Genomic DNA, 22,727 nt, shown 5'->3' on the forward strand with positions numbered 1-22,727 from the left:
ACGGAATGATGTTCCCCGAAGGGGGCGAATTCGCGGGAATTGCTGACACCCGGCAGATCCAAATGTGGGAGCGGGCTTGCTCCCACAGTTTTAACCGAGTTGTGTCAGGTCAGGCTAAAGCAGTCTCAGCAGGCGAAACGATACTGGTCTTGCCCCCACGCGATTTACCCGAGCTCAGGTACTCAGCAATCGACTCCTGTGTCACCTCGCCCAGGAACACCCGCTCCGCATCCATCACCGGCAACCACGAGCGGTTGAACTCGTACATGCGCGACAACAGGATGCGCAAATGCTCGTCATACGCCGCCGTGGCGTTGAATTCGCGCAGGTACTGCCCGCAAGTACCGGTCTGACGGTGCAGGTCGCGACGTCGTACATACCCCAGCGCCTTGTTCTCGGCACAAGTGACCACCACATAGCGGCGGTCAGTTTCATCCATCAATTCCAATGCTTCGGCCACCGCTGTTTCCGGGCTCACAGACGGCGCGTTGTCCGCTGCGTCTTCGGCTTTCACCAGCAATAGGCGCTTGAGGGTGCTGTCCTGGCCCACGAAGTTGCTGACGAACTCGTCGGCCGGGTGCGCCAGCAAGGTGTCCGGGTGATCGATCTGCAGCAGCTTGCCGGCGCGGAAGATCGCGATCTTGTCGCCCAGCTTGATGGCTTCGTCGATGTCGTGGCTGACCATGATCACGGTCTTGTTCAGCGCGCGTTGCATCTCGAAGAATTCGTTCTGGATCATCTCGCGGTTGATCGGGTCGACCGCGCCGAACGGCTCATCCATCAGCAGCAGCGGCGCATCGGCCGCCAGTGCGCGGATCACGCCGATACGCTGTTGCTGGCCGCCCGACAATTCGCGCGGGTAGCGATGCAGGTATTGCTTGGGTTCCAGCTTGATCATGCTCATCAACTCGCGGGCGCGGTCGTGGCATTTCTGCTTGTCCCAGCCCAGTAGTTTGGGCACGACCACGATGTTTTCCTCGATGGTCATGTTCGGGAACAGGCCGATCTGCTGGATCACATAACCGATGTTGCGGCGCAGTGTCACTTCGTCGAGGTCGGTGGTGTCTTCGCCGTTGATCAGAATCTTGCCCGAGGTGGGCTTGATCAGGCGGTTGATCATTTTCAGCGTGGTGCTCTTGCCGCAGCCCGAAGGGCCGAGGAATACGCAAATCTCGCCTTCGTTGACGGTCAGGCTTACGTCGTTGACGGCAGAAACAGTCTTGCCGTTGCTTTGAAAAGTCTTGGTCAGGTGTTGAAGTTCGATCATTTGAGCAGTCCTTTTGGAGTCAGCGAGCGTTGCAGCCATTGCAAAAGCAGGTCGGCGAAGATGGCCAGGAGACTGACCAGCACGGCGCCAACGATCAGCATCGACATGTCGCTGCGGCTGATGGAAGCCAGAATAAGTACACCCAGGCCACCGGCGCCGATGGTGGCGGCGATGGTCATTACGCCAATATTCATCACCACGGCGGTGCGTACACCGGCGAGGATCACCGGCACGGCGATAGGCAGCTCGACCATGCGCAGGCGCTGGCCGAAGGTCATGCCGATGCCTTTGGCGGCTTCACGGATGCCCGGTTCCACACCAGTGAGGGCGAGGTAGGTGTTACGCATGATCGGCAACAGGGAGTAGAGGAACACGGCGGTGATCGCCGGCATGGGCCCCAGGCCCTGGCCGAATTTGGAGTAAAACGGCAGCAACAGGCCGAACAGGGCAATGGAGGGCACGGTCAGTAGCACTGTGGCGCTTGCCTGCAGTGGGCCGGCCAGGGTTGGGAAACGCGTCATGAGTACGCCCAGGGGCACGCCGACGACAATCGCCAGGATCACGGCGAGGCCGACCAAGGTGATGTGCTGCCAGGTCAGATGCAGGACGAGTACCCAATCAAGATGGGAAAAGGCGTTCAGAAATTCCATGTCTTCTCCTCTTAATTAGTTGATCGGATGTTGGCGCAGGAAATCTGCGGCCACGCTGGACGGGCTTTCATGGTCGACGTCGACGCGTGCGTTCAACTGGCGCATGGTTTCATCGTCGAACAGCGCGGCCAACGGCTTGAGGTCAGCCGCCAGTTGCGGGTGAGCATCGAGGTACGCCTGGCGCACCACCGGCGCGGCGGTGTAGTCGGGGAAGTAATGTTTGTCGTCTTCCAGCAGCTTCAATTTGAAGGCACTTAGGCGACCGTCGGTGGTGTAGACCAAACCGGCAAACACCTGGCCATTACGTAGCGCGGTATAGACCAGGCCGGCGTCCATCTGGCGTGTGTTTTCGCGGGTCAGGTTCATGTCGTACAGCTTGACCATGCCGTCCATACCGTCGGAGCGGTTAGCGAACTCTGTGTCAAGGGCCACCAGGCGTGTACCTTTGGTGGTTTGCGCCAGGGCTTGGGTCAAGTCGCTGATGGTGTTGATCTGCGGAAATTCCTTGGCCACGTTTTCTGGCAGCGCCAACGCGTAGGTGTTACTGAATTTCGACGGCGACAGCCAGGCGAGGCCTTTTTTCGCGTCGAGTTCCTTCACTCGTGCGTAGGACTGTTCGCTGTTGAGTTTCTCGTCCACATGGTTGTAATTCACCAGTGACACCCCGGTGTATTCCCAGAGCATATCCAGTTGCCCGCTTTCCTGGGCACTGCGTGCCAGATTGCTACCCAGGCCGCCGGTTACGCGCGTGTCGTAGCCCTTGGTGCGCAGGTACTGGGCAGTGATTTCGGCGAGCAAGGTCTGCTCGGTGAAGACGCGGGCGCCGATGCGGATCACCGGCTTTTCAGCGGCTTGCGCAAAACCTGCGAACAGCAGGACGCAGCTCAATATCAAGGTCAGTTTTTTCATGTTGGTTCCTGTTTCAGGCCTAAGACGGACGCAACCCGCGTTCCAGCCAGAGGCGGCTGGTCATAGTCACCAAAGCGTCGAGCAGCAATGCCAACAACGCGGTGCATGCGGCACCGAGCAGCAACTGCGAGTGGTTGTTCAGGGCTATGCCAGGGAAGATCAGGCTGCCGAGGCTGTTGGCGCCAATCAGGAACGCCAGCGGTGCCGTCCCCACATTGATCGCCAGGGCCACGCGTACACCGCCGATGATGATTGGGACAGCGTTGGGCAGTTCCACGCGAAACAGCACCTGGCGCGGCGTCATGCCAATGCCGGTGGCGGCTTCTTTCAGGGAGCCCTGGACGTTTTTCAGGCCTTCGTAGGTGTTGCGCACGATGGGCAGTAGGGAAGCGAGGAACAGCGCGAAGATCGCCGGCCCGCTGCCGATGCCGAGGACGCCCAGGGCGATGGCCAGTACGGCCAGGGGCGGGACGGTGTTGCCGATGTTGAAGATCTGCATGAAGCGTTCTGCGCGCCCAGCCATGTTCGGTCGGCTTAGCAGGATACCGGCGGGGATGCCCACAATCAGGGCGGCCAGCATGGAGACAAGCACCAGGATCAAATGAGCTTGCAGGTAAAACAACAAATCGTCGCGGTACTGTTCGATCGTGTCTATGCCGATCCAGTGGACCAGCAGGGCCAGGAGAGCGACGACAACCGCTCCTCCCATAAGCCCTTTGCCATAGCGAATAGCCACAGGCGGACTCCTTTTTTTCTTCTGTCGGCGTCCACATTTCCGAGCGGCAATGCCATTGCTGGCTGCCTCTGAATGTGGTCGCGAAATGCAGCTCGCCGATACCGGCAACGCGGTATGCGATCGAGCCATGAGCGCAGCCTCGTCAGGCTAACTTGCTGATTTATCAGCCCCTGTTCCGAGTACGGCATGAGGGGAGTGGACGTCTCTACCTTTTAAAAGGTTCCACACTTGGCAGCATTTAGCCACCCCCAATGGGCTGAACGGTGGTCTGGCCGCCTGGGTTTGCGCTATACTCGCCGCCCTTTTTTGACTCACCTGCCAGGCGATTTCCCATGACCCACCAGGCCGCCGAAGTCGCGAAACGCCGCACTTTCGCCATTATTTCCCACCCCGATGCCGGTAAAACCACCATCACCGAGAAGCTGTTGCTGATGGGCAAGGCAATCGCGGTGGCAGGCACGGTGAAATCCCGCAAATCCGACCGCCATGCCACCTCTGACTGGATGGAAATGGAAAAACAACGGGGTATCTCCATTACCACGTCGGTCATGCAGTTCCCGTATCGCGACCACATGGTCAACCTGCTCGACACCCCGGGCCACGAAGACTTCTCCGAAGACACCTATCGCACCCTGACCGCGGTCGACTCCGCGTTGATGGTTCTCGACGGCGGTAAAGGTGTCGAGCCACGGACCATCGCGCTGATGGACGTGTGCCGTCTGCGTGATACGCCGATCGTCAGCTTCATCAACAAACTCGACCGCGACATCCGCGACCCGATCGAGCTGTTGGATGAAATCGAAGCCGTCTTGAAGATCAAGGCCGCGCCGATCACCTGGCCGATTGGTTGCTACCGCGACTTCAAGGGCGTGTACCACCTGGCCGATGATTACATCATTGTCTACACCGCCGGCCACGGTCACGAGCGCACCGACGTCAAGATCATCGAGAAACTCGATTCGGACGAAGCCCGCGCCCACCTGGGTGACGAGTACGACCGCTTCGTCGACCAGTTGGAACTGGTGCAGGGCGCCTGCCATGAATTCAACCAGCAAGAATTCCTCGACGGTCAGCTGACCCCGGTGTTTTTTGGGACGGCCTTGGGTAACTTCGGTGTCGACCACGTGCTCGACGCCGTGGTGGACTGGGCACCCAAACCCCTGGCCCGCGTTGCCAACGAGCGCACCGTTGAGCCTGTTGAAGAGAAATTCACCGGCTTCGTGTTCAAGATCCAGGCGAACATGGACCCGAAACACCGCGACCGTATTGCCTTCATGCGCATCTGCTCCGGTAGATACGAAAAAGGCATGAAGATGCGCCACGTGCGCACCGGCAAGGACTTGCGTATCGGCGACGCCCTGACGTTCTTCTCCTCCGAGCGTGAACAGCTCGAAGAAGCCTACGCCGGCGACATTATCGGTCTGCACAACCACGGCACCATCCAGATCGGCGACACCTTCACCGAAGGCGAAGCGCTGGGCTTCACCGGTATCCCGCACTTCGCCCCGGAACTGTTCCGCCGCGTGCGCCTGCGCGACCCGCTGAAATCCAAGCAACTGCGCCAAGGCTTGCAGCAACTCGCGGAAGAGGGCGCCACCCAGGTGTTCTTCCCCGAGCGCAGCAACGACATCATCCTCGGCGCCGTCGGTGTGCTGCAGTTCGATGTGGTCGCCAGCCGCCTGAAAGAGGAATACAAGGTCGAGTGCTCCTACGAGCCGATCACCGTGTACTCCGCGCGCTGGATCGATTGCAGCGATAAGAAGAAGTTGGAAGAGTTCTCCAACAAGGCCGTGGAAAACCTGGCGATCGACGGCGGTGGTCACCTGACCTACCTGGCGCCGACGCGGGTCAACCTGGCGCTGATGGAAGAGCGCTGGCCGGATGTGAAATTCCGTGCGACGCGTGAGCACCACTAAGGTCTGAGCGGTATCGAAGGGTGAAGCTGTGATGGCTTCACCCTTTTTTATGAACAATGCAAAACTCACATTTCGATTTTCATTCGGCATGGGATTGGCGAGAAACTCGCATCCGGTCTAGCGTTGCTCTATCCAGGAACTGAAAAGGAGATCGCTTTGCGTAGTGTTCAACGCATCATCCACTTGGTATTGCTCGCAGGCTTGGGATTGTCCGCCGTCGCTGTACTAGCAGACGCGGGTACACCGCAGTGGAAAGACACCGGCCCCGTCTCCAAGAAAAAGCAACAAGAAGTCAACTCCGGCAGCTGGCAGCCGCAAGTCCAGCCCGCCCCGAAGGAAGACGCAGAAAACCCCTATAACGAAGGCGAAGACAGCGAAACCTACGACGACGGCGACACTTGATCCCTGGCGTAAATCCGGTATCTCGTACTTCGCCTCGAGACTGCTATGCCGCGCCAGCGCTGCAAGGTTTGATTGAGAAGATAGAGAGTGGCCACGATGGCCACTCTTATGCTCAACGCAACGCAGGCTTTCTAGGGGTTTAGCAGCTTGTAGAGTGATCGCAGACTTGCTTCCTGGTCATTGGTCTCTGCGGTAGAGGTGGCGATGATGGCGTCCAGTTTGGAGGTCGCACTGCCTTTGGGTAGTTTATATATCTCATAAGCCGTGATCATCGTTCCTGTTCTTCCTTGGCCAAAACCACAGAAAACCAAAACATTGCCTTTGCTCAGCGCACTATCGATTGACTTGCAACCCTGCAAAAGCTCTGGAGCTGTGGGTGCATCAAAGTCTTTGACCGCAAGGTGGTGGTAGGTGATGTTAGCCGCACTTATTACCGCTGCACTGGTGCTGTCTAGCAGTTTTTTATTTAGGCTGATAAGGCCTTTGATTCCGTAGTTATTTAAGAGCGCAACTGCGGCAGCATCAAATTTTTGAGGCGTGTCATCTGTGCCGTTATAGTAGGGTTGCGAGCTTCGGAATACTCGGGTCGTACCTTGAACGAAGGTGATCCAATTTTGGAACACGATCACTTTGTTGTGAGAGAGGTTTGCAACATAACCTGGGAGGGTGCTAACGCTCTTTTTCATTTTGGTGTTCTCAAGTTAACGGGTTGGCTTAAGTGCTATTTGGGGTGCTGAAATTGCTTGCGCAGGCGGTTGTATCAAGAAGGTTTTGTCTCACTGGAGGGGGATGGGCTGTGCGCCTAGAAGGGTTTTCACATTACTCCAATCATTCATTATTTTTTGCATTCTGGTTCTGAAAACTTTAAGCATTTTTACGGTTTGAATTGTGTCGGCGTTTTGTTTGGAGTTTAGAATGAAACTGTGCGTTTCTATCCAAAGCAGTTCAAATTGGGATAGCGCTGGCTGCACGAGGGATAAAGATTCGGAAAGTTCGATAAATGCTTCTAATACATTATTATAAGACAATGGGGATGGGTCTGGATAATAATAATCTGAGTCCACAGCGTCTTGTAGGTCCGAGTACATCTTTTCCAAAGTCAACGCTACGCTTGAAGAGGTTCCGTTTTTGTTCGCGTCGTGTATTACAGTACGAGCATTATTTAGAACGTTGTTTACGGTTTTGCCACATAGGGCTAACGCGCCGTCAACAGTAGGGCGCACGTTGTTGGCTAAAAGTAATTTCAGATCGGAAATCTTTTTTTGATATGCGGAAACCTGGTCGACCGCGTTAGAGGTTGCGTTGCTTAATGCATCCATGTAACTCGAAAAACTCAGAACACCGGCGCAGTCATTGACGCTCAATAACGAAGCGTCAAGCGCATCTATTTGTGCTTGTGTGAAATTTTGAGTGTTGGTGCCAGCTGACGTGTTATCGATGACTTTAATAACTGAGTCGCCAAATAAATTTATTTTCTCGGCGATAATTAAAAGGTCGTTCCGAACAGCTAAGGTTTCTACGTCAAGATCGTCGTAGGACTCTGCATAGGTATTCAGGTCTTTAGCGAATTGTTCAAGTTTTTTTTGGTCGCCTGACCAATAGTGAGATTTGCCAGGCCAGCGTTCTTCGAACCATTTGACAGCGTCTAAAAGTGTAGCTTCCCATCCGTCATTCATTGCTTCAATTACACTCCAGTAATTCCATTTTGGTTTTAAGCAGTTGGAGGAGTTTTCCACTAGAAAAAGATCAATGGTCAATTTGTCCACGGTGAGTTCCTCATTGAGCGTGTTGGGTTTTACCGGCCAGCGAAGTTCAAGATTGAAAAAAGGCAACTTCTTTCCACTCACTGTAAAGGGATGGGCTGTGCCCCTAGGAGGGCTTTTACATTGTTCCAATCATTCATTATTTTTTGCATTCTGGTTCTGAAAACTTTAAGCATTTTTACGGTTTGAATGTTTTCGGCGTTTTCTTTCGAGTTTTTAATGAAGCTGAGCGTTTCTATCCAAAGCACTTCAAACTTTGATAATGCCGGTAGCACGCGGCATATGTTTTCGGAGAACTTCATGAAAGTTTCAAGTAGTCCATTAAAATGTAGCGGTGAAGGAGGGAGCATATGCTGGTACTCTAAAGCGGTTTGTAGGTCTAAGTACATGCCCTCCAGAGTCAGTGCTAGATATTCCGATGTTCCATTTAGGTTGGCGTTATCTATAGCTGTACGAGTGTTTTTATAAAAGTCTTCTGCAGTTGGGCAATTAAAGGCTAGTACGGCCTCAATGGTGGGGCGCACGTTGTTAGCTAAAAGAAGTTTACATTCAGATACTTTGTTTTGAAAGATCGCGACGTCTTCCAGCGCGCTGGACGTTGTCGTGTAAAGTGCGTCCATATGGCTTGAAAAACTCTGGACGCAAGAGCAGTCTTCAACGCTCAATAACGAAGAGTCCAGGGAGTCTATCTGTGCCTGAGTGAAATTTTGAGTATTGGTGCCAGCAGATGAACTATCGATTAATTCGATTGCGGAACTTCCAAATAGTTGGAGGTTTTCAGCAATATGTAAAAGTTTGCCTCGTACAGAAAAAGTCTCTTCGCTTAAATGCTCGCGTAGCGCTGAATAGGTCTCGGCGTTCTCCGCAAACTGTTCACGTTTGTTTTGATGGCCTGTCCAATAATGCGGCTGGTTAGACCAGGTTTTATTATGCCAGTCGACAGCGTCGAGAAGTACGTATTTCCATCCTCCACTGTTGCTAATCTCATCCAAAAAAAAGTTTTCTGAGCTTATGCACTTAGATGAGCTCTCATCTAGAAAAAGAGTGATTACTGACGCGTCCATAGTAAATTCCTCGTTGCAGATTTTTAGTTGGAAAAGCCAACAGTTTTTATCGAGGTTAAGTGTTTTAGAGGTTTTTTCATTGCGCCTCGCGTAGCCAGTAGTACCCGAGTGAGTCAATATGATTTGGGAACGCAGGACAATTCTCCAGGAGCTTATCCGTCGCGGCGATAAGCCCTTCTCTGCTAATTAAATCGCTATTGACGAACACATTATTTATAAGGGCTACAAGCATATCAATAATTTTTCGCGCCTCCACTACATATAACGTGCGAGGCTCAGCAATGTCGGAAAGCGCCATCAGTTGTGATTTTTTATCATCTATAATATCGACCTGTTTTTGCTCATAGCTCATTTGTGCCTGCCAAATAGCGATTTCACCCGCTAATTTGTCGCGCGCTTCAACCAGGTTATTGTATTTAAGCTGTTCGTTCGCAATGTTCAGCAGGTCTTTGGCAATGTTCATCCCCGCCCTGACCGCCGTTTTCGATTTTTCGGAAGGTTGGTCAATAACCTCTGTGACCGCTTTTTGAATTTCGTCAAAAATGGGCATTCCTTTATCAATGAACGTCTTTGATTTGAACTCAATGATTGCCTTCTCAAGCACATCACATTGCTCCCGAAGGTTGCTTAATTTTTTTTGGTCTTCGGGAAGGTTGCTAAGCAATCTAGTGCGTTCAGCCTCTAACGTGGAAATCTCCCCGGAATAGTCGCTGATGGTGGCTGTTTCAAAGTTACCCAAGGAAGACTTCATGTCGCGTGAAAGCGTTTCAAGTTCCGACTTGAGTACTTCAAGAGCCTTTTTCAGCTCTTTATTATAGGGAGCGATACTGGATTCATCCGTCGAGCCATTGAGAATGTCCAAATAGTTTCTGATCTCGGTGACATCTAAAGTGCTCGAAACTTTGCTTAGAGAATCGTTAAAGACGCGATCGGTATTGTCAAGAGAGGTCTTAAGGCTTTGTAGTTCCTGGCTTAGTGCCGGGATATAGGCGTTGCTCAGTTTGATGTTCGCGTATTCGTGGATGAGGATTCTGGCCTTAAAAATACTAGGCTTATACGGCGTGATTAATGCAACGGTCATTTTTGTGTACTCCAGGCTTAGTTTCTTTGGCCAAAGGCGCGTGTCATGTCATTCATGTAGTCTTTGATTTTCTTCCACCGGGCGAGCACGGCGGTCATTTTTATAATAAAAATTGCCAGTTCGCTGAAGTCTTTGGTCTTGCTCAGTAGGTTCTTGGAGGCGATGATTTCCGCGAGCGTTGCAGTCCACAATGCTTCGATTTGCATCATGCCGTCGATGGCACCTTTTGTAAAAATGCCAAGGCTGCGCATCGCGGAATGAATGTTATTCAGTACTGCTGCGACTTTTTGGAGATCGGCCTGCCGGGTCAGTAACATACTTTCTTCGTTATGCAGGGCGTCAATTTTGGCGCTAAAGGCACTGTCCCGACTAGCAAAGTACCCGGCAGTCACGGGCACACCGATCACTGGGACTACAAGAGTGGCAAATAAAAACCACTCGCCAACACTGTATTTTGATTCTTTTCTTAGATCGCTGACTTCATTATTAATGGCAACCAGCCTTGCAGTAATATCTCTAAGCTCCGTCAATGTGTGGGAGGCCAATGCTCTCGCTGCCTTTTGACCTACATCGACTTCAATTGCGTTCAGGTCCATGTCGAAGGCCACTAATTGGCTTTTTATCGCGGTGGCTTCAGCTTGTTTGTTTTGAATGGATTGAATTATGGCAACGACGTATTCGTCGATGGTCTTATAGGTGTTTTGTGTCGTGGTATCCCCTTCATCTAAAGGGGATTTAAACGTACTGATCTGATCTTCGGTCAGGCTACTCGTTTGGAGCGCGTAATTGCTGTATCCCGGCAACGCTTTAATCTCTTCAATGGCAGGTTCCGTATAGTCCTTGAGGTCTTCTGCAAACCTTTTGAGGGAAACAGCTACTTTTATAATTTCAGTCTCCAGAGGTGACCATTTGGCGGCATGCCCATGGATAGTTGAAAACGTGGCAAGAAGTTCGGTGTCACTGATTCCATTGTCTACAACAGTTCCGTTATAGGCGTAAGCAATAGCCGGTAACGTTGTCGGAAGTGCTAATCCTTGAGTTACGTACTTTTTCACTTTTTCCACATCGTTGGCGGTGACTTTTGCATTCGGTGGGGTGTACTCGATAGCGGTACTCATGGATTGTTCCTTATGTTAAGCGGGTTTGTTAAGTTCTGAATCTAGCAGGCGTTTTTAAATCGATATACTGTTGGTTTTAACAGTTGACATTTTGTTTTTTTTTGGGCCGGCTATAAAATATTGATGAGTGGGGTTTAAAAACAATAGGTTGTGAATGCTGGGGATTTTAAATGTGGGTGCTTTGCACTCGATAAACAAAGGTTTCTTTGTTTGCTCAGTGGTTGGGGGCAATGCATTAGGAATAATGACGTTTGGATTAATAATCTATTGGAATAGCTCAACGCCGCTTATGCGGACTTCAGTGTTTAGCTATTACGGTGCGGTACGTCGATATTAGGGACGTGGCATCAAGCTCTGCGGCACTGTCCAAACCACAGTGGTGAAACCCATCGATTCAAAAGGCGAAGACAGCGAAACTTACGACAACGGCGACACCTGAGGCCTGGCGTAAACCCGGCATTGGGACTAGCGTCAACGCTGGCGACGGTGAACGGCTGTCGCGTGGGATTTACCTACTGACTGGGCGGAATCAACCATGAGTATTTTTCAACGAGTCGTGCTGTTGATAAAGGTGCTGGTGCTGTTGTCGTTGGGGACGTCGTCGGCCTGGGCGCATAATCCGGTGCAGGGCGGTGCTGCATTGACTGCGGTGCACAGCCAGGATCTGCAATTGGCCAAGTCCGAGGCTGAACCCGGCGACAAGGACCAGGGCGGCAGCCAGGACGACGATGACTCCACCACCGATGAGCCGGACAGCGACGATTCGGACGACGAAGGCGATAGCCAGACGTAGGCCTCGCCCAAAAGAAAAACCCCTCCCGCCAGGCTGATGCGCAACCTGATGGGAAGGGTTGTAGAACGCTGTATCACTCCAATCCTGGAGTCGGACTACTGTGGCGAGGGAGCATCCCTCGCCACAAAAGCAGACCCGCGCAGGGGCTTACGCGACAAACTGCTCCGCGTAGTGGCAAGCCACCTGGCGGTTATCCAAGGCGCGCAGTTGCGGCTCCTCGGTGCTGCACCGCGCAGTTGCGTACGGGCAGCGCTTGTGGAAGGCGCAGCCGGGCGGCGGGTTCAGCGGGTTGGGCAGTTCGCCAACGATCTTGATTTTCGGCTTGTTCGGGTCCGGGTGAATGGTCGGGGTCGCCGACAGCAACGCCTGGGTGTACGGGTGCAGCGGGCGGGCGTAGATGTCTTCCTTGGGGCCGACTTCCACCGGGCGACCGAGGTACATCACCATCACATCATCGGCAACGTGTTGCACCACGGCCAGGTTGTGGGAAATGAACACGTAGGCCGTGTTGAATTCCTGCTGCAGGTCCATGAACAGGTTAAGCACCTGGGCCTGGATCGACACGTCGAGTGCCGAGGTCGGTTCATCCGCCACCAGCACTTTCGGTTGCAACATCATCGCGCGCGCGAGGGCGATACGCTGGCGCTGACCACCGGAGAACATGTGCGGGTAACGCTGATAATGCTCAGGGCGCAGGCCCACTTGCTTCATCATCGCCTGCACTTTTTCGCGGCGTTCGGCGGCGGACAGGTTGGTGTTGATCAGCAGCGGCTCGCCGAGTTGATCGCCGACTTTCTGCCGTGGGTTCAATGAGGCGTAGGGGCTTTGGAACACCATCTGCACGTCTTTGCGCAATTGCTTGCGCTGGGCCTTGTCGGCGCCGGCGACTTCCTGGCCGGCGATTTTCAAGGACCCGGAAGATGGCTCCTCAATCAGCGTGAGCGCACGGGCCAGGGTGGATTTGCCGCAACCCGACTCGCCAACAACGGCGAGGGTCTTGCCGGCTTCCAGCTCAAAGGACACGCCATTGAGCGCACGTACCAGAGCATGGCCCTTGAACAGGCCACGGGACACTTCGTAGTGACGGGTAAGGTCGCGGGCGGTAAGAACGACGGCCATTACGCCACCTCCTGATTCAAGGGGTAGAAGCAGCGCGCGAGGCTGTTGGTTTTCGGGTCAAGGTCAGGACGCTGGGCACGGCAGGATTCCTGCACGTACGGGCAACGTGGTGACAGTAGGCAACCCTGCGGGCGGTCGTAACGACCAGGAACGATACCCGGCAGCGTGGCCAGGCGCGTGGCGCCGAGGCTGTGCTCGGGGATCGCCTTGAGCAGCGCTTCGCTGTAGGGGTGCGCCGGAATGTCGAACAACTGCGGCACCTGGCCGACTTCCACGGCTTGGCCGGCGTACATCACGCACACGCGCTGGGCGGTTTCCGCCACGACCGCGAGGTCGTGGGTGATCAGCACCAGGCCCATGTTCTGTTCTTTCTGCAGGGCCAGCAGCAGTTCCATGATCTGCGCCTGGATGGTCACGTCCAGCGCGGTGGTCGGTTCGTCGGCGATCAGCAGCTTCGGCTCGCCGGCAATCGCCATCGCGATAGCCACACGCTGGCTCATGCCGCCGGACAGTTGGTGCGGGTAGGCGTCCATACGGCTGGCGGCGCCTGGGATTTCAACCTTTTCCAACAGTTCGATGGCACGCTTGCGCGCTTGCTTGCCGGACATCTTCAAATGCAGGCGCAAGACTTCTTCAATCTGGAAACCCACGGTGTAGCTGGGGTTCAGCGCGGTCATCGGGTCCTGGAACACCATCGACAGGTCTTTGCCGACGATCTGGCGACGCTGGCGGTTGCTCAGCTTGAGCATGTCCTTGCCGTCAAAGTTCAGCGCGTCGGCGGTGACGATGCCGGGATGCTCGATCAGGCCCATCAGCGCCATCATGGTCACGGATTTACCCGAACCCGACTCGCCAACGATCGCCAGTACTTCGCCTTTGTCGACCGAAACGTCGAGGCCATCGACCACCGGCACGGCGGTCTTGTCGCCGAAGCGGACGTTGAGATTCTTGATTTCTAACAGTGACATGGGAATCTCCTCAGGCGGCGTTCTTGAGTTTCGGGTCCAGCGCATCGCGCAGGCCGTCACCCATCAAGTTGATTGCCAGCACGCTGAGCAAAATGGTCAGACCCGGCAGGCTCACCACCCACCAGGCGCGTTCGATGTAGTCACGGGCCGAAGCCAGCATGGTGCCCCACTCCGGGGTTGGCGGTTGAACGCCAAGGCCGAGGAAGCCCAGGGCCGCGGCATCGAGGATCGCCGAGGAGAAACTCAAGGTGGCCTGTACGATCAGCGGCGCCATGCAGTTGGGCAGCACGGTGATGAACATCAAGCGTGGCAGGCCGGCGCCGGCGAGGCGGGCGGCGGTCACGTAGTCGCGGTTCAGTTCGCCCATTACCGCAGCGCGGGTCAGACGCACGTAGGACGGCAACGAGACGATAGCGATGGCGATCACAGTGTTGATCAGGCCAGGGCCGAGGATCGCGACAATGGCAACGGCCAGCAGCAGCGAGGGCAAGGCCAGCATGATGTCCATCAAACGCATGATGGTCGGGCCGAGCAAGCGCGGGAAGAACCCGGCGAACAGACCCAGCAGGATCCCCGGGATCAGCGACATCACCACCGACGACAAACCGATCAGCAACGACAGACGCGAGCCCTGAATCAGGCGCGAGAGCAAATCACGGCCCAATTCGTCGGTGCCCAACAGAAATTGCATCTGCCCGCCTTCCAGCCAGATCGGCGGTGTCAGCAGGAAGTCGCGGTACTGCTCGCTTGGGTTATGCGGCGCAACCCAGGGCGCGAAGATCGCGCAGAACACGATCAGCAACATGAACAACAGGCCGGCAACCGCGCCCTTGTTCTTGGAGAAGGCTTGCCAGAATTCTTTGTACGGAGACGGGTACAGCAGGCTTTGATCGACTGCTGACACTGGAGTAGGTGTGGTCATGGTCATGATCTCAGCGCTGGTGACGGATGCGTGGGTTGGCGAAGCCGTAGAGGATATCCACCACGAAGTTCACCAGGATCACCAGGCAGGCGATCAGCAGAATGCCGTTTTGCACCACCGGGTAGTCTCGTGCGCCAATGGCTTCGATCAGCCATTTGCCGATGCCGGGCCACGAGAAGATGGTTTCGGTCAAGACCGCACCGGCCAGCAGCGTGCCGACTTGCAGGCCGACCACGGTCAATACCGGGATCAGCGCGTTACGCAGGCCGTGCACGAACACCACGCGCGCCGGCGACAGGCCCTTGGCCTTGGCGGTGCGGATGTAGTCTTCGCGCAGTACTTCGAGCATCGACGACCGGGTCATCCGCGCGATCACTGCCAGCGGGATGGTGCCAAGCACGATGGCCGGCAGGATCAGGTGGTGCAGTGCATCCCAGAATGCGTCCGGCTCGTCAGCCAGCAGGGTGTCGATCAGCATGAAGCCGGTGCGCGGCTCGATGTCGTAGAGCAGGTCGATACGCCCGGAAACCGGAGTCCAGCCCAGGCTCACCGAGAAGAACATGATCAGGATCAGGCCCCACCAGAAGATCGGCATCGAATATCCCGCCAGGGAGATGCCCATCACCCCGTGGTCGAACAGGGATCCTCGTTTAAGTGCCGCGATCACCCCGGCCAGCAGGCCCAGGATACCGGCGAACAACAGGGCGGCCATGGACAGTTCCAGGGTCGCCGGGAAGAGGGCGGTGAATTCGGTCCACACGCTGGTACGGGTGCGCAGCGATTCGCCAAGGTCGCCTTGGGCGAGCTTGCCGACATAGTCCAGATATTGGGCATACAGCGGCTTGTTAAGGCCAAGGCGTTCCATTGCCTGTGCGTGCATCTCGGGGTCGACTCGTCGTTCGCCCATCATGACTTCGACGGGGTCGCCAGGGATCATGCGAATCAACGCAAACGTCAGCAACGTGATGCCGAAGAACGTGGGGATCAGTAACCCCAGTCGGCGGGCAATAAAACTAAACATCTTGTTGTGTACCTCAATCAGCCGGTTAGGCAGGTCCGGCGCCGTCAATAGCGACGGCGCCGAGCGTTTTTCTTATTTACTTCACCTGGGTGGTGGCGAAGTTATTGTTCGTCAGAGGGCTTTGGGTATAACCCTCGACGTTCTTGCGCATGGCGGTGAACATTTTCGGGTAAGCCATGGGAATCCATGGTTGGTCCTTGTCGAAAACGTCCATTGCTTGTTCATAGAGTGCCGCGCGTTGTGCGGGTTCAGCGACAGCGCGCGCCTTGTCGATCAAGCCTTGAAACTCTTTGTTACACCAGCGCGCGTAGTTTTCGCCGTTTTTCGCTGCATCGCAACTCAGGTTCGGCGTGAGGAAGTTATCCGGGTCCCCGTTATCCCCCGCCCAACCGGCAGAAACCATGTCGTGCTCGCCGCCTTTGGCGCGCTTGAGCATCTCGCCCCATTCCATGACTTTGATATTCACCTTCAGACCAATCTGCGCCAGATCTGCCTGCATGCGCTGTGCGCCGAGCATCGGGTTAGGGTTGGTCGGGCCGCCACCATTCCGAGTGAACAGGGTGAACTCGGTGCCTTCCGGCACCCCGGCTTCCTTGAGCAGGGCGCGGGCCTTGTCCAGGTCGCGCGGTGGGTTTTTCAGCTTGTCGTTGAAACCCAGCAGCGTAGGTGGAAACGGGCCAGTGGCATCGACAGCGTTACCTTTGCCGTACAGCGATTCGTTGTAGCCCTTTTTGTCGAACGCGATGTTGATCGCGTGACGCACCCGCGCGTCGCTCATGTATTTGTGGGTGGTGTTCAGGGCGGTGTAGGCGGTGGTCATCGCCGCCAGTTCATCGACCTTCAGGTTCGGGTCTTTCTTGATGCTGGGCAGGTCATCGGGCTTGGGATACAGCGCGACCTGGCACTCGTTGGCCTTGAGCTTCTGCAGGCGCACGTTGTTGTCGACCGCAATGGCCAGGATCAACGGATCGGCCGGCGGCTTGCCACGGAAGTACTCCGGGTTGGCCTTGAAGCGTACCTGGGCATCTTTCTGGTAGCGGATGAAGATGAACGGGCCTGTGCCGATCGGCTTGCTGTTGAGCTCATCGGTCTTGCCTGCGGCGAGCAGCTTGTCAGCGTATTCAGCGGAGTGGATGGCGGTAAACGGCATCGCGACATCGGCCAGGAACGGTGCTTCAGGGCGAGTCAGGGTGAAGACCACTGTGTGGTCATCAGTCTTCTCGACACTTTTGAGCAGTTCCTTAAAGCCCATGCTTTCGAAATAGGGGAAACCCGTAGCGGATTTGTTATGCCAAGGGTGTTTCGGGTCCAACTGGCGCTGGAAGCTCCAGAGCACGTCATCGGCATTCAAGTTGCGCGTGGGTTTGAAGTAGTCGGTAGTGTGGAACTTGACGTCATCGCGCAAGTGGAACGTATAGGTCAGGCCGTCGTCGCTGATTTCCCAGGACGTGGCGAGCGCGGGAACGATTTCAGTGGTACCAGGCTTGAAGTCCACCAAACGGTTGAACATGGTTTCAGCGGCAGCGTCAGCGGTCACAGCTGTGGTGTACAGGACCGGGTCGAAACCTTCCGGGCTGGCCTCGGTGCAGACCACCAGTGGTTTGGCCGAAACGCCGATCGCCACGCTCAACAGCGCGGCAGCCATGGCGGCTTGTAGTGGGAGCAATTTCATTCGGAGCCCTCTGCAATCGATGGGACCAGACAAACGTAGCGGCGGGCTCGTCCTGAGCCCGCCGTCTACCTGGCGCTAATTAAAGGATGTTGAATGGGATGGTGGTGACCAGACGGAACTCTTTGACGCTGCCGTCTGCCTGGAACTCGCTGCCACGGTGCTCAACATAGGTTGCGCGCACGGTGGTGGCCTTGAGTGGGCCGCTTTGGATGGCGTAAGAGCTGCCGACACCGTATTCCTGGTGTTTTTCGCCGTCCTGGTTCTGTATGCCGGCGTAGGCGAAATTGGCCCGACCGTTGTTGCCGGTGTAGTGAGTGCCGTCGATGCCCCAGCCACGCGCCGAGTAGATGTTGAACTTCAAGCCTGGCACGCCGTATTCGGCCATGTTGATGCCATAGGCAACCTGGAACGATTTCTCGTTCGGGCCGTTGAAGTCAGAGGTCAGGGAGTTGGCCAGGTAGATGCCGTTGGTTTCGTGCAGGTAGTCGAAGTACTCGTTACCGTTCACTTGCTGGTAGGAGAACGTCAGGCTGTGTGCCTGGTGGGCCAGGCCCAGGGACAGGGAGTAGGTATCGTTGTCGATTTCCCCCATCTCTTTTTTGCCTTCATCGACAGTCTTGTAGTAGTTGAAACCGGTGGTCAGCGCCAGTTGCTGGGCATCACCCAACTCGTGGGTTGCGCCGAAGTAGTACTGGTTCCAGAAGTCCTTCACGTTGGCGCCGAAGACGCTGATTTTCAGGCTTTTCAGCGGCTGGTAGTTCAGGCCCAGGGTGGACACCTTGTCGGTTTCCGCGCCATTGCCGTATTCGCTGCGGAATTTCGACAAGCTCTGTTCGGTACGTGGCGAAACGCGGTCAAACACGCCACCTTGGAACGACAGGTTGCTGAACTCTTCGCTGTTGAAGCTCACACCTTCAAAGCTCGATGGCAGTGCACGGTTGCCGATGGTGTCGACGATGCCGCTGCTGAAGTTCTGACGACCGGCAGTCAACGTGGTGTTCGACACACGGAACTGCACGTTGGCCAGGCCCAGTTTGCTCCATTGGCCTACTGCATCACCGTCGGAGTCAGCCAGGGTGCGGTTGGAGCCGCCCTTGATATCACGCTTGCTGCGGTCCAGGACCACGGCGTTGTACACCGCCAACTCAGTCTTGACGCCTACGGTGCCCTGGGTGAAACCCGAGCTGGCGTTGATGATCGTGCCCTGTACCCAGTTGGTACGGTTACGGTCAGTCAGGGTCTGGCCATGCTTTTTGTATTCGAAGTTGCCACCACGGTATTTGCTTTCGTGGGAGTACCAGTTACGTGTGGTGCCGCCCAGGCTGAAGTCTTCGATAAAGCCTTTGGCCTCGCTTTGCGCGCTGGTGCCGGCCAGGGTAGTCGGAACGAAGTCCTGGCTCACGGGTTCAGCGTAGGCGGTGGCCGTGATGCTGCTGATGGCCAGGGCCAGAAGCGCTTTGCTGCTCAGTTTCATGAATGAAGCTCCTTTGGTTCTCTTTTTAATGCCGGTCTTTTTTGGTGATCCGGCTATTGGGTGTGTAACTCGTTCAAGCCTATGCAAACGTTTGCCGTAGGAAAAATCCTAATAGAAGGCCGCACGTTTGCAGCAAGGCGATGTTCGCCCTGCGCAATCCGGTTATTTTCTTATGGGGTGATACTGACGCCCGAGAACACGTTGCGGCCGAAGGGGCTCACTTTGAAACCTTCGACTTTGGTGCTTAACGGCTGGTTGACCGTCGAGTGGGCGACTGGCGTGATGGGCACCTGCTGCTTGAGCAGTTGCTGCGCCTGTTTGTACAGAACAGTTCTTTGTTCGCGGTCGGTCACGACCTTGGCTTGCTTGATCAACTTGTCGTACGCCGGGTCACACCACATGGAGTAGTTGTTCCCGCCGATGGCGTCGCAGCTATAAAGAGTGCCCAGCCAGTTGTCCGGGTCACCATTGTCGCCGGTCCAGCCGATCAGGCTGATGTCGTGCTCACCGTTCTTGGTGCGCTTGATGTATTCGCCCCACTCGTAGCTGACGATCTTGACCTTGAGGCCGATTTTGGCCCAGTCGCTTTGCAGCATCTCGGCCATCAGCTTGGCGTTGGGGTTGTACGGCCGTTGTACCGGCATTGCCCACAAGGTGATCTCGGTACCTTCCTTCACGCCGGCGGCCTTGAGCAGTTCCTTGGCTTTTTCCGGGTTGTAGGCGGCGTCCTTGATGCTGTCGTCGTAGGACCATTGCGTCGGCGGCATGGCGTTGACCGCCAGTTGCCCCGCGCCCTGGTACACGGCATTCAGAATGCTCTGCTTGTTCACCGCCATGTCCAGCGCCTGGCGCACTTCGAGCTGGTCGAATGGCTTGTGGCGCACGTTGTAGGCGATGTAGCCGAGGTTGAAGCCTGGCTTGGTCAGCAGTTGCAGGTTCGGGTCCGCCTTGAGGGCGTCCACGTCAGCCGGGCGCGGATGCAGGGTTACCTGGCATTCGCCGGCCTTGAGTTTTTGCACCCGCACCGAAGCGTCGGTGTTGATGGCGAAGATCAACTGGTCGAGCTTGACCCGGCTCGGATCCCAGTACTGTTTGTTGGCCAAATAACGGATCTGCGAATCTTTCTGATAGCGCTGGAAAACGAAGGGGCCAGTGCCGATCGGCTTCTGGTTGATATCGCTCGGCTTACCGCTCTTGAGCAACTGCTCGGCGTATTCGGCCGACAGGATCGCAGCGAAACTCATGGCAATGTTCTGCACGAACGCAGCGTCGACCGTGTTCAAGGTCATCACCACGGTGTGCGGGTCGGTTTTCTCGACCTTGGCAATGTTCTTGTTCAGGCTCATCCCGTTGAAGTACGGAAACTCGGTTGGGTAGGCCTTGCGAAACGGATGCTCAGGGTCAAGCATGCGGTTGAACGTGAACAGCACGTCGTCAGCATTGAAGTCCCGCGTTGGCTTGAACTCCTTGTTGCTGTGGAACTTCACCCCTTCGCGCAGGTGGAAGGTGTACGTCAGGCCGTCTTCGGAAATATCCCACTTGGTAGCCAGCCCGGGCACCACATTGGTCGCGCCTTTTTCAAACTCAACCAAGCGGTTGTACAGCGGCTCGGCCGCATCGTTATCGGTGGCGGTGGTGTATTGCGCGGTGTCAAAACCTGCTGGGCTGCCTTCCGAGCAGAACACCAGGCTCTTCTTGTCGGCGGCTTGGCCCATCGTGGCCACAGCCAGCAGGCTGGTGCCAAAAATTGCGGATAGAGCGGTGGTATGGCGCATGACGATCCCGATCCTTGTTTGTAGTTGTCATCAGCGAGCAATCACCTTGGCGTTCGGCCAGGGGGACATCACTGATCCCACACGCAGCAAGTACCCTTCCGAGGTTGGTGCCTCTGCTGTCCTACGACGTTATGGGTCGCGGACCTGGCAGTAAATGCACCAAATCGGATTGACCTTGTAGGTAACGGAGTCGCGCATCGCAGTTCGCTGCTGTAGGACGCAACGATTGCAAGCGTGGTCTGTTTCCTACGGGTCAGGCGGATGCAATAACGGCGACGTTATGCAACGTCGCCGTTATTGGTCCTTACTTGCCGCTGACGCTCACGCCGTAGAAGGAGTTCAAGCCAAACGGGCTGATCTTGAAGTCCTGCACGGTGTTGCGCATGGGTTGATACACCGTCGAGTGCGCGATAGGTGTCATCGGGACAGCATCTTTGAGGATATGTTGCGCCTGCTTGTACAGCTCGGTGCGTTTGGCGACATCCGACGTAGCCTTGGCTTCTTTCACGATGCCGTCGAATTTCTTGTCGCACCATTTGGAGAAGTTGTTACCCGACAGCGAGTCGCAGCCGAACAGCACGTTCAGCCAGTTGTCCGGATCACCATTGTCACCGCTCCAGCCAATGATCATGGCCTGGTTCTCGCCACCTTTGGAGCGCTTGATGTACTCGCCCCACTCGTAGCTGGTAATTTTTACGTTGAGACCGATCTTCTTCCAGTCGTTTTGCAGCATTTCAGCCATCAGCTTGGCGTTCGGGTTGTACGGACGCTGAACTGGCATGGCCCACAGAACGATTTCGGTACCTTCCTTGACGCCGGCTTCCTTGAGCAGCGCCTTGGCTTTCTCAGGGTCGAACTTGGCGTCCTTAATGGTGGTGTCATACGACCATTGGGTCGGTGGCATGGCGTTCACGGCCAGTTGGCCAGCGCCCTGGTACACGGAGTCGATGATCTGCTGCTTGTTCACCGACATGTCCAGCGCCTGGCGCACGCGCAGGTCGGCCAGCGGGTTTGGCTGGTCGCTGCCCTTGACCTTGTCCATAACGTTGTAGGCGATGTAACCCAGGTTGAAACCGGCCTGGTGCGGCAGTTTCAAGTCCTTGTCTTCACCCAGCGCCTTGAGGTCGGCCGGGCGTGGGAACAAGGTGATCTGGCATTCGTTTTTCTTGAGTTTCTGGATACGCACCGACGGGTCGGTGGTGATGGCGAAGATCAGGTTGTCGATCTTCACGTCTTCAGGTTTCCAGTAGTCCTTGTTGCCGGTGTAACGAATGTTCGAGTCTTTCTGGTAGCTCTTGAACACGAACGGGCCAGTGCCAATTGGCTTCTGGTTGATGTCCGCAGGCTTGCCTTCCTTGAGCAGTTGAGCGGCGTATTCAGCCGACTGGATCGAGGCGAAGCTCATTGCCAGGTTCTGGATGAACGCGGCGTCCACAGTGCCAAGGGTGAACTTGACGGTGTGCTCATCGACTTTCTCGATGTTCTTGATGTTGGTGTCCATCCCCATGTCCGTGAAGTACGGGAACTCAGTGGGGTAGGCTTTGCGGAACGGATCGTCCTTGTTGATCATGCGGTTGAACGTGAACAGCACGTCATCGGCGTTGAAGGTACGGGTCGGCTTGAAGTACGAGGTGGTGTGGAACTTGACGCCATCACGCAGGTGAAAGGTGTAGGTCAAGCCATCCGAGGACACGTCCCAGCTGGTGGCCAGCCCAGGAATCACAGCGGTGCCGCCGCGTTCGAACTGGGTCAGGCGGTTGAACATGGTTTCGGCCGAGGCATCGAAGTCTGTTCCGGTGGTGTACTGGCCTGGATCAAAACCGGCCGGGCTCCCTTCGGAGCAGAACACCAGGTTAGTCGCCGCTTGGGCGAAAGGTGCCGCGGCCATTAGGCCAGCGCTAACAATTAACGGAATGACTGCGTTTCTAAGCATGTTGGCCTCATGATTTGTTGTCATTTTTGATGGTGAGGGCGACCTCGTGAGTCGGCCTGCGGATACTTATGCAGGCGCCATACCCATTGCAAGATGCTGAACCGTTCCGAGGGTGAAAGAGTGGTACGAACGTACAGGAATGTC

20 protein-coding genes are annotated in these 22,727 nt (G+C 55.6%); 3 read left to right on the plus strand and 17 right to left on the minus strand.

Annotation, left to right across the window (positions count from 1 at the left end):
• Nucleotides 1–109: 109 nt before the first annotated feature.
• The 4 genes from AACY52_RS10000 to AACY52_RS10015 are packed head-to-tail and all read right to left on the minus strand — an operon-like array spanning nucleotide 110 to nucleotide 3,535.
• Nucleotides 110–1,267 carry an ABC transporter ATP-binding protein gene (locus AACY52_RS10000; protein WP_339417432.1) on the minus strand — a complete coding sequence of 386 codons (1,158 nt, stop codon included), beginning with the start codon at nucleotides 1,265–1,267 and terminating at the stop codon, nucleotides 110–112.
• Complete coding sequence (locus AACY52_RS10005) at nucleotides 1,264–1,917, minus strand: ABC transporter permease (RefSeq protein ID WP_339417433.1); 654 nt, start codon at nucleotides 1,915–1,917, stop codon at nucleotides 1,264–1,266. The genes AACY52_RS10000 and AACY52_RS10005 overlap by 4 nt, the downstream gene beginning before the upstream one ends.
• A gap of 15 nt (nucleotides 1,918–1,932) precedes the next feature.
• Nucleotides 1,933–2,826: a glycine betaine ABC transporter substrate-binding protein gene (locus AACY52_RS10010; protein ID WP_339417434.1), complete on the minus strand. Its 894-nt coding sequence runs from the start codon at nucleotides 2,824–2,826 to the stop codon at nucleotides 1,933–1,935.
• 19 nt (nucleotides 2,827–2,845) lie between these two features.
• Nucleotides 2,846–3,535, minus strand: a complete 690-nt coding sequence (locus AACY52_RS10015; RefSeq protein WP_339438014.1) for an ABC transporter permease — start codon at nucleotides 3,533–3,535, stop codon at nucleotides 2,846–2,848.
• Between the two features lie 359 nt (nucleotides 3,536–3,894).
• Between AACY52_RS10015 and AACY52_RS10020 the strand changes: the two genes are divergently transcribed.
• Together AACY52_RS10020 and AACY52_RS10025 are read left to right on the plus strand one after the other, a co-directional pair.
• Nucleotides 3,895–5,478, plus strand: coding sequence for a peptide chain release factor 3 (locus AACY52_RS10020; RefSeq protein WP_339417435.1), 1,584 nt, complete (start codon nucleotides 3,895–3,897; stop codon nucleotides 5,476–5,478).
• Between the two features lie 156 nt (nucleotides 5,479–5,634).
• On the plus strand, nucleotides 5,635–5,880 hold the full coding sequence (locus AACY52_RS10025; protein WP_339468430.1) for a hypothetical protein: 246 nt from the start codon (nucleotides 5,635–5,637) through the stop codon (nucleotides 5,878–5,880).
• Nucleotides 5,881–6,011: 131 nt separating this feature from the next.
• Here AACY52_RS10025 and AACY52_RS10030 read toward each other — a convergent pair whose 3' ends face one another.
• From AACY52_RS10030 to AACY52_RS10050, 5 genes are all read right to left on the minus strand, one after another.
• Nucleotides 6,012–6,566, minus strand: coding sequence for a protein tyrosine phosphatase (locus tag AACY52_RS10030; protein WP_339540000.1), 555 nt, complete (start codon nucleotides 6,564–6,566; stop codon nucleotides 6,012–6,014).
• A 90-nt stretch (nucleotides 6,567–6,656) separates the two neighbouring features.
• Entirely contained in the window at nucleotides 6,657–7,712 is a 1,056-nt protein-coding gene (locus AACY52_RS10035; RefSeq protein ID WP_339560461.1) for a hypothetical protein, read from the minus strand.
• Between the two features lie 11 nt (nucleotides 7,713–7,723).
• Nucleotides 7,724–8,707, minus strand: coding sequence for a hypothetical protein (locus AACY52_RS10040; protein WP_339560462.1), 984 nt, complete (start codon nucleotides 8,705–8,707; stop codon nucleotides 7,724–7,726).
• Nucleotides 8,708–8,783: 76 nt separating this feature from the next.
• Nucleotides 8,784–9,788, minus strand: coding sequence for an alpha-xenorhabdolysin family binary toxin subunit B (locus tag AACY52_RS10045; RefSeq protein ID WP_339560463.1), 1,005 nt, complete (start codon nucleotides 9,786–9,788; stop codon nucleotides 8,784–8,786).
• A gap of 17 nt (nucleotides 9,789–9,805) precedes the next feature.
• Entirely contained in the window at nucleotides 9,806–10,906 is a 1,101-nt protein-coding gene (locus AACY52_RS10050; protein WP_339560464.1) for an alpha-xenorhabdolysin family binary toxin subunit A, read from the minus strand.
• A 535-nt stretch (nucleotides 10,907–11,441) separates the two neighbouring features.
• Here AACY52_RS10050 and AACY52_RS10055 point away from each other — a divergent pair.
• Nucleotides 11,442–11,699, plus strand: coding sequence for a hypothetical protein (locus AACY52_RS10055; protein WP_339468436.1), 258 nt, complete (start codon nucleotides 11,442–11,444; stop codon nucleotides 11,697–11,699).
• A gap of 147 nt (nucleotides 11,700–11,846) precedes the next feature.
• Here AACY52_RS10055 and AACY52_RS10060 read toward each other — a convergent pair whose 3' ends face one another.
• The 8 genes from AACY52_RS10060 to AACY52_RS10095 form a co-directional block, all read right to left on the minus strand.
• Nucleotides 11,847–12,818 carry a peptide ABC transporter ATP-binding protein gene (locus AACY52_RS10060; RefSeq protein WP_016976250.1) on the minus strand — a complete coding sequence of 324 codons (972 nt, stop codon included), beginning with the start codon at nucleotides 12,816–12,818 and terminating at the stop codon, nucleotides 11,847–11,849.
• Nucleotides 12,818–13,786 (minus strand): ABC transporter ATP-binding protein, encoded by a 969-nt coding sequence (locus tag AACY52_RS10065; RefSeq protein ID WP_339417438.1) that lies wholly within the window; start codon nucleotides 13,784–13,786, stop codon nucleotides 12,818–12,820. Before AACY52_RS10065 ends, AACY52_RS10060 begins: the two co-directional genes overlap by 1 nt.
• Nucleotides 13,787–13,796: 10 nt before the next feature.
• A complete protein-coding gene (locus AACY52_RS10070; RefSeq protein WP_339417440.1) occupies nucleotides 13,797–14,708 on the minus strand; it encodes an ABC transporter permease subunit in 912 nt (303 codons plus the stop codon).
• Between the two features lie 10 nt (nucleotides 14,709–14,718).
• Nucleotides 14,719–15,729, minus strand: coding sequence for an ABC transporter permease subunit (locus AACY52_RS10075; protein WP_003171721.1), 1,011 nt, complete (start codon nucleotides 15,727–15,729; stop codon nucleotides 14,719–14,721).
• 76 nt (nucleotides 15,730–15,805) lie between these two features.
• Nucleotides 15,806–17,401, minus strand: coding sequence for an ABC transporter substrate-binding protein (locus tag AACY52_RS10080; protein ID WP_339427165.1), 1,596 nt, complete (start codon nucleotides 17,399–17,401; stop codon nucleotides 15,806–15,808).
• A gap of 79 nt (nucleotides 17,402–17,480) precedes the next feature.
• On the minus strand, nucleotides 17,481–18,875 hold the full coding sequence (locus AACY52_RS10085) for an OprD family outer membrane porin (protein WP_339427164.1): 1,395 nt from the start codon (nucleotides 18,873–18,875) through the stop codon (nucleotides 17,481–17,483).
• Between the two features lie 170 nt (nucleotides 18,876–19,045).
• The gene (locus AACY52_RS10090) at nucleotides 19,046–20,590 is read right to left on the minus strand and encodes an ABC transporter substrate-binding protein (RefSeq protein WP_370467846.1); all 1,545 of its coding nucleotides are present in this window, start codon (nucleotides 20,588–20,590) and stop codon (nucleotides 19,046–19,048) included.
• Nucleotides 20,591–20,954: 364 nt separating this feature from the next.
• On the minus strand, nucleotides 20,955–22,583 hold the full coding sequence (locus tag AACY52_RS10095) for an ABC transporter substrate-binding protein (RefSeq protein WP_339427163.1): 1,629 nt from the start codon (nucleotides 22,581–22,583) through the stop codon (nucleotides 20,955–20,957).
• Between the last annotated feature and the right edge of the window lie 144 nt (nucleotides 22,584–22,727).

The organism is Pseudomonas sp. EA_65y_Pfl1_P113, assembly GCF_963970525.1.
In the GTDB taxonomy this organism is placed as follows: domain Bacteria; phylum Pseudomonadota; class Gammaproteobacteria; order Pseudomonadales; family Pseudomonadaceae; genus Aquipseudomonas; species Aquipseudomonas tritici.

Excerpts from the sequence above, each read along its gene's own strand:
- AACY52_RS10090 (WP_370467846.1), bottom strand. The coding sequence starts at position 20,590 with ATGGGCCAAGCCGCCGACAAGAAGAGCCTGGTGTTCTGCTCGGAAGGC.
- AACY52_RS10010 (WP_339417434.1), bottom strand. The coding sequence starts at position 2,826 with ATGAAAAAACTGACCTTGATATTGAGCTGCGTCCTGCTGTTCGCAGGT.
- AACY52_RS10015 (WP_339438014.1), bottom strand. The coding sequence starts at position 3,535 with ATGGGAGGAGCGGTTGTCGTCGCTCTCCTGGCCCTGCTGGTCCACTGG.
- AACY52_RS10020 (WP_339417435.1), top strand. The coding sequence starts at position 3,895 with ATGACCCACCAGGCCGCCGAAGTCGCGAAACGCCGCACTTTCGCCATT.
- AACY52_RS10075 (WP_003171721.1), bottom strand. The coding sequence starts at position 15,729 with ATGTTTAGTTTTATTGCCCGCCGACTGGGGTTACTGATCCCCACGTTC.
- AACY52_RS10000 (WP_339417432.1), bottom strand. The coding sequence starts at position 1,267 with ATGATCGAACTTCAACACCTGACCAAGACTTTTCAAAGCAACGGCAAG.
- AACY52_RS10095 (WP_339427163.1), bottom strand. The coding sequence starts at position 22,583 with ATGCTTAGAAACGCAGTCATTCCGTTAATTGTTAGCGCTGGCCTAATG.
- AACY52_RS10040 (WP_339560462.1), bottom strand. The coding sequence starts at position 8,707 with ATGGACGCGTCAGTAATCACTCTTTTTCTAGATGAGAGCTCATCTAAG.
- AACY52_RS10055 (WP_339468436.1), top strand. The coding sequence starts at position 11,442 with ATGAGTATTTTTCAACGAGTCGTGCTGTTGATAAAGGTGCTGGTGCTG.
- AACY52_RS10030 (WP_339540000.1), bottom strand. The coding sequence starts at position 6,566 with ATGAAAAAGAGCGTTAGCACCCTCCCAGGTTATGTTGCAAACCTCTCT.
- AACY52_RS10065 (WP_339417438.1), bottom strand. The coding sequence starts at position 13,786 with ATGTCACTGTTAGAAATCAAGAATCTCAACGTCCGCTTCGGCGACAAG.
- AACY52_RS10005 (WP_339417433.1), bottom strand. The coding sequence starts at position 1,917 with ATGGAATTTCTGAACGCCTTTTCCCATCTTGATTGGGTACTCGTCCTG.
- AACY52_RS10080 (WP_339427165.1), bottom strand. The coding sequence starts at position 17,401 with ATGAAATTGCTCCCACTACAAGCCGCCATGGCTGCCGCGCTGTTGAGC.
- AACY52_RS10050 (WP_339560464.1), bottom strand. The coding sequence starts at position 10,906 with ATGAGTACCGCTATCGAGTACACCCCACCGAATGCAAAAGTCACCGCC.
- AACY52_RS10060 (WP_016976250.1), bottom strand. The coding sequence starts at position 12,818 with ATGGCCGTCGTTCTTACCGCCCGCGACCTTACCCGTCACTACGAAGTG.
- AACY52_RS10085 (WP_339427164.1), bottom strand. The coding sequence starts at position 18,875 with ATGAAACTGAGCAGCAAAGCGCTTCTGGCCCTGGCCATCAGCAGCATC.
- AACY52_RS10070 (WP_339417440.1), bottom strand. The coding sequence starts at position 14,708 with ATGACCACACCTACTCCAGTGTCAGCAGTCGATCAAAGCCTGCTGTAC.
- AACY52_RS10045 (WP_339560463.1), bottom strand. The coding sequence starts at position 9,788 with ATGACCGTTGCATTAATCACGCCGTATAAGCCTAGTATTTTTAAGGCC.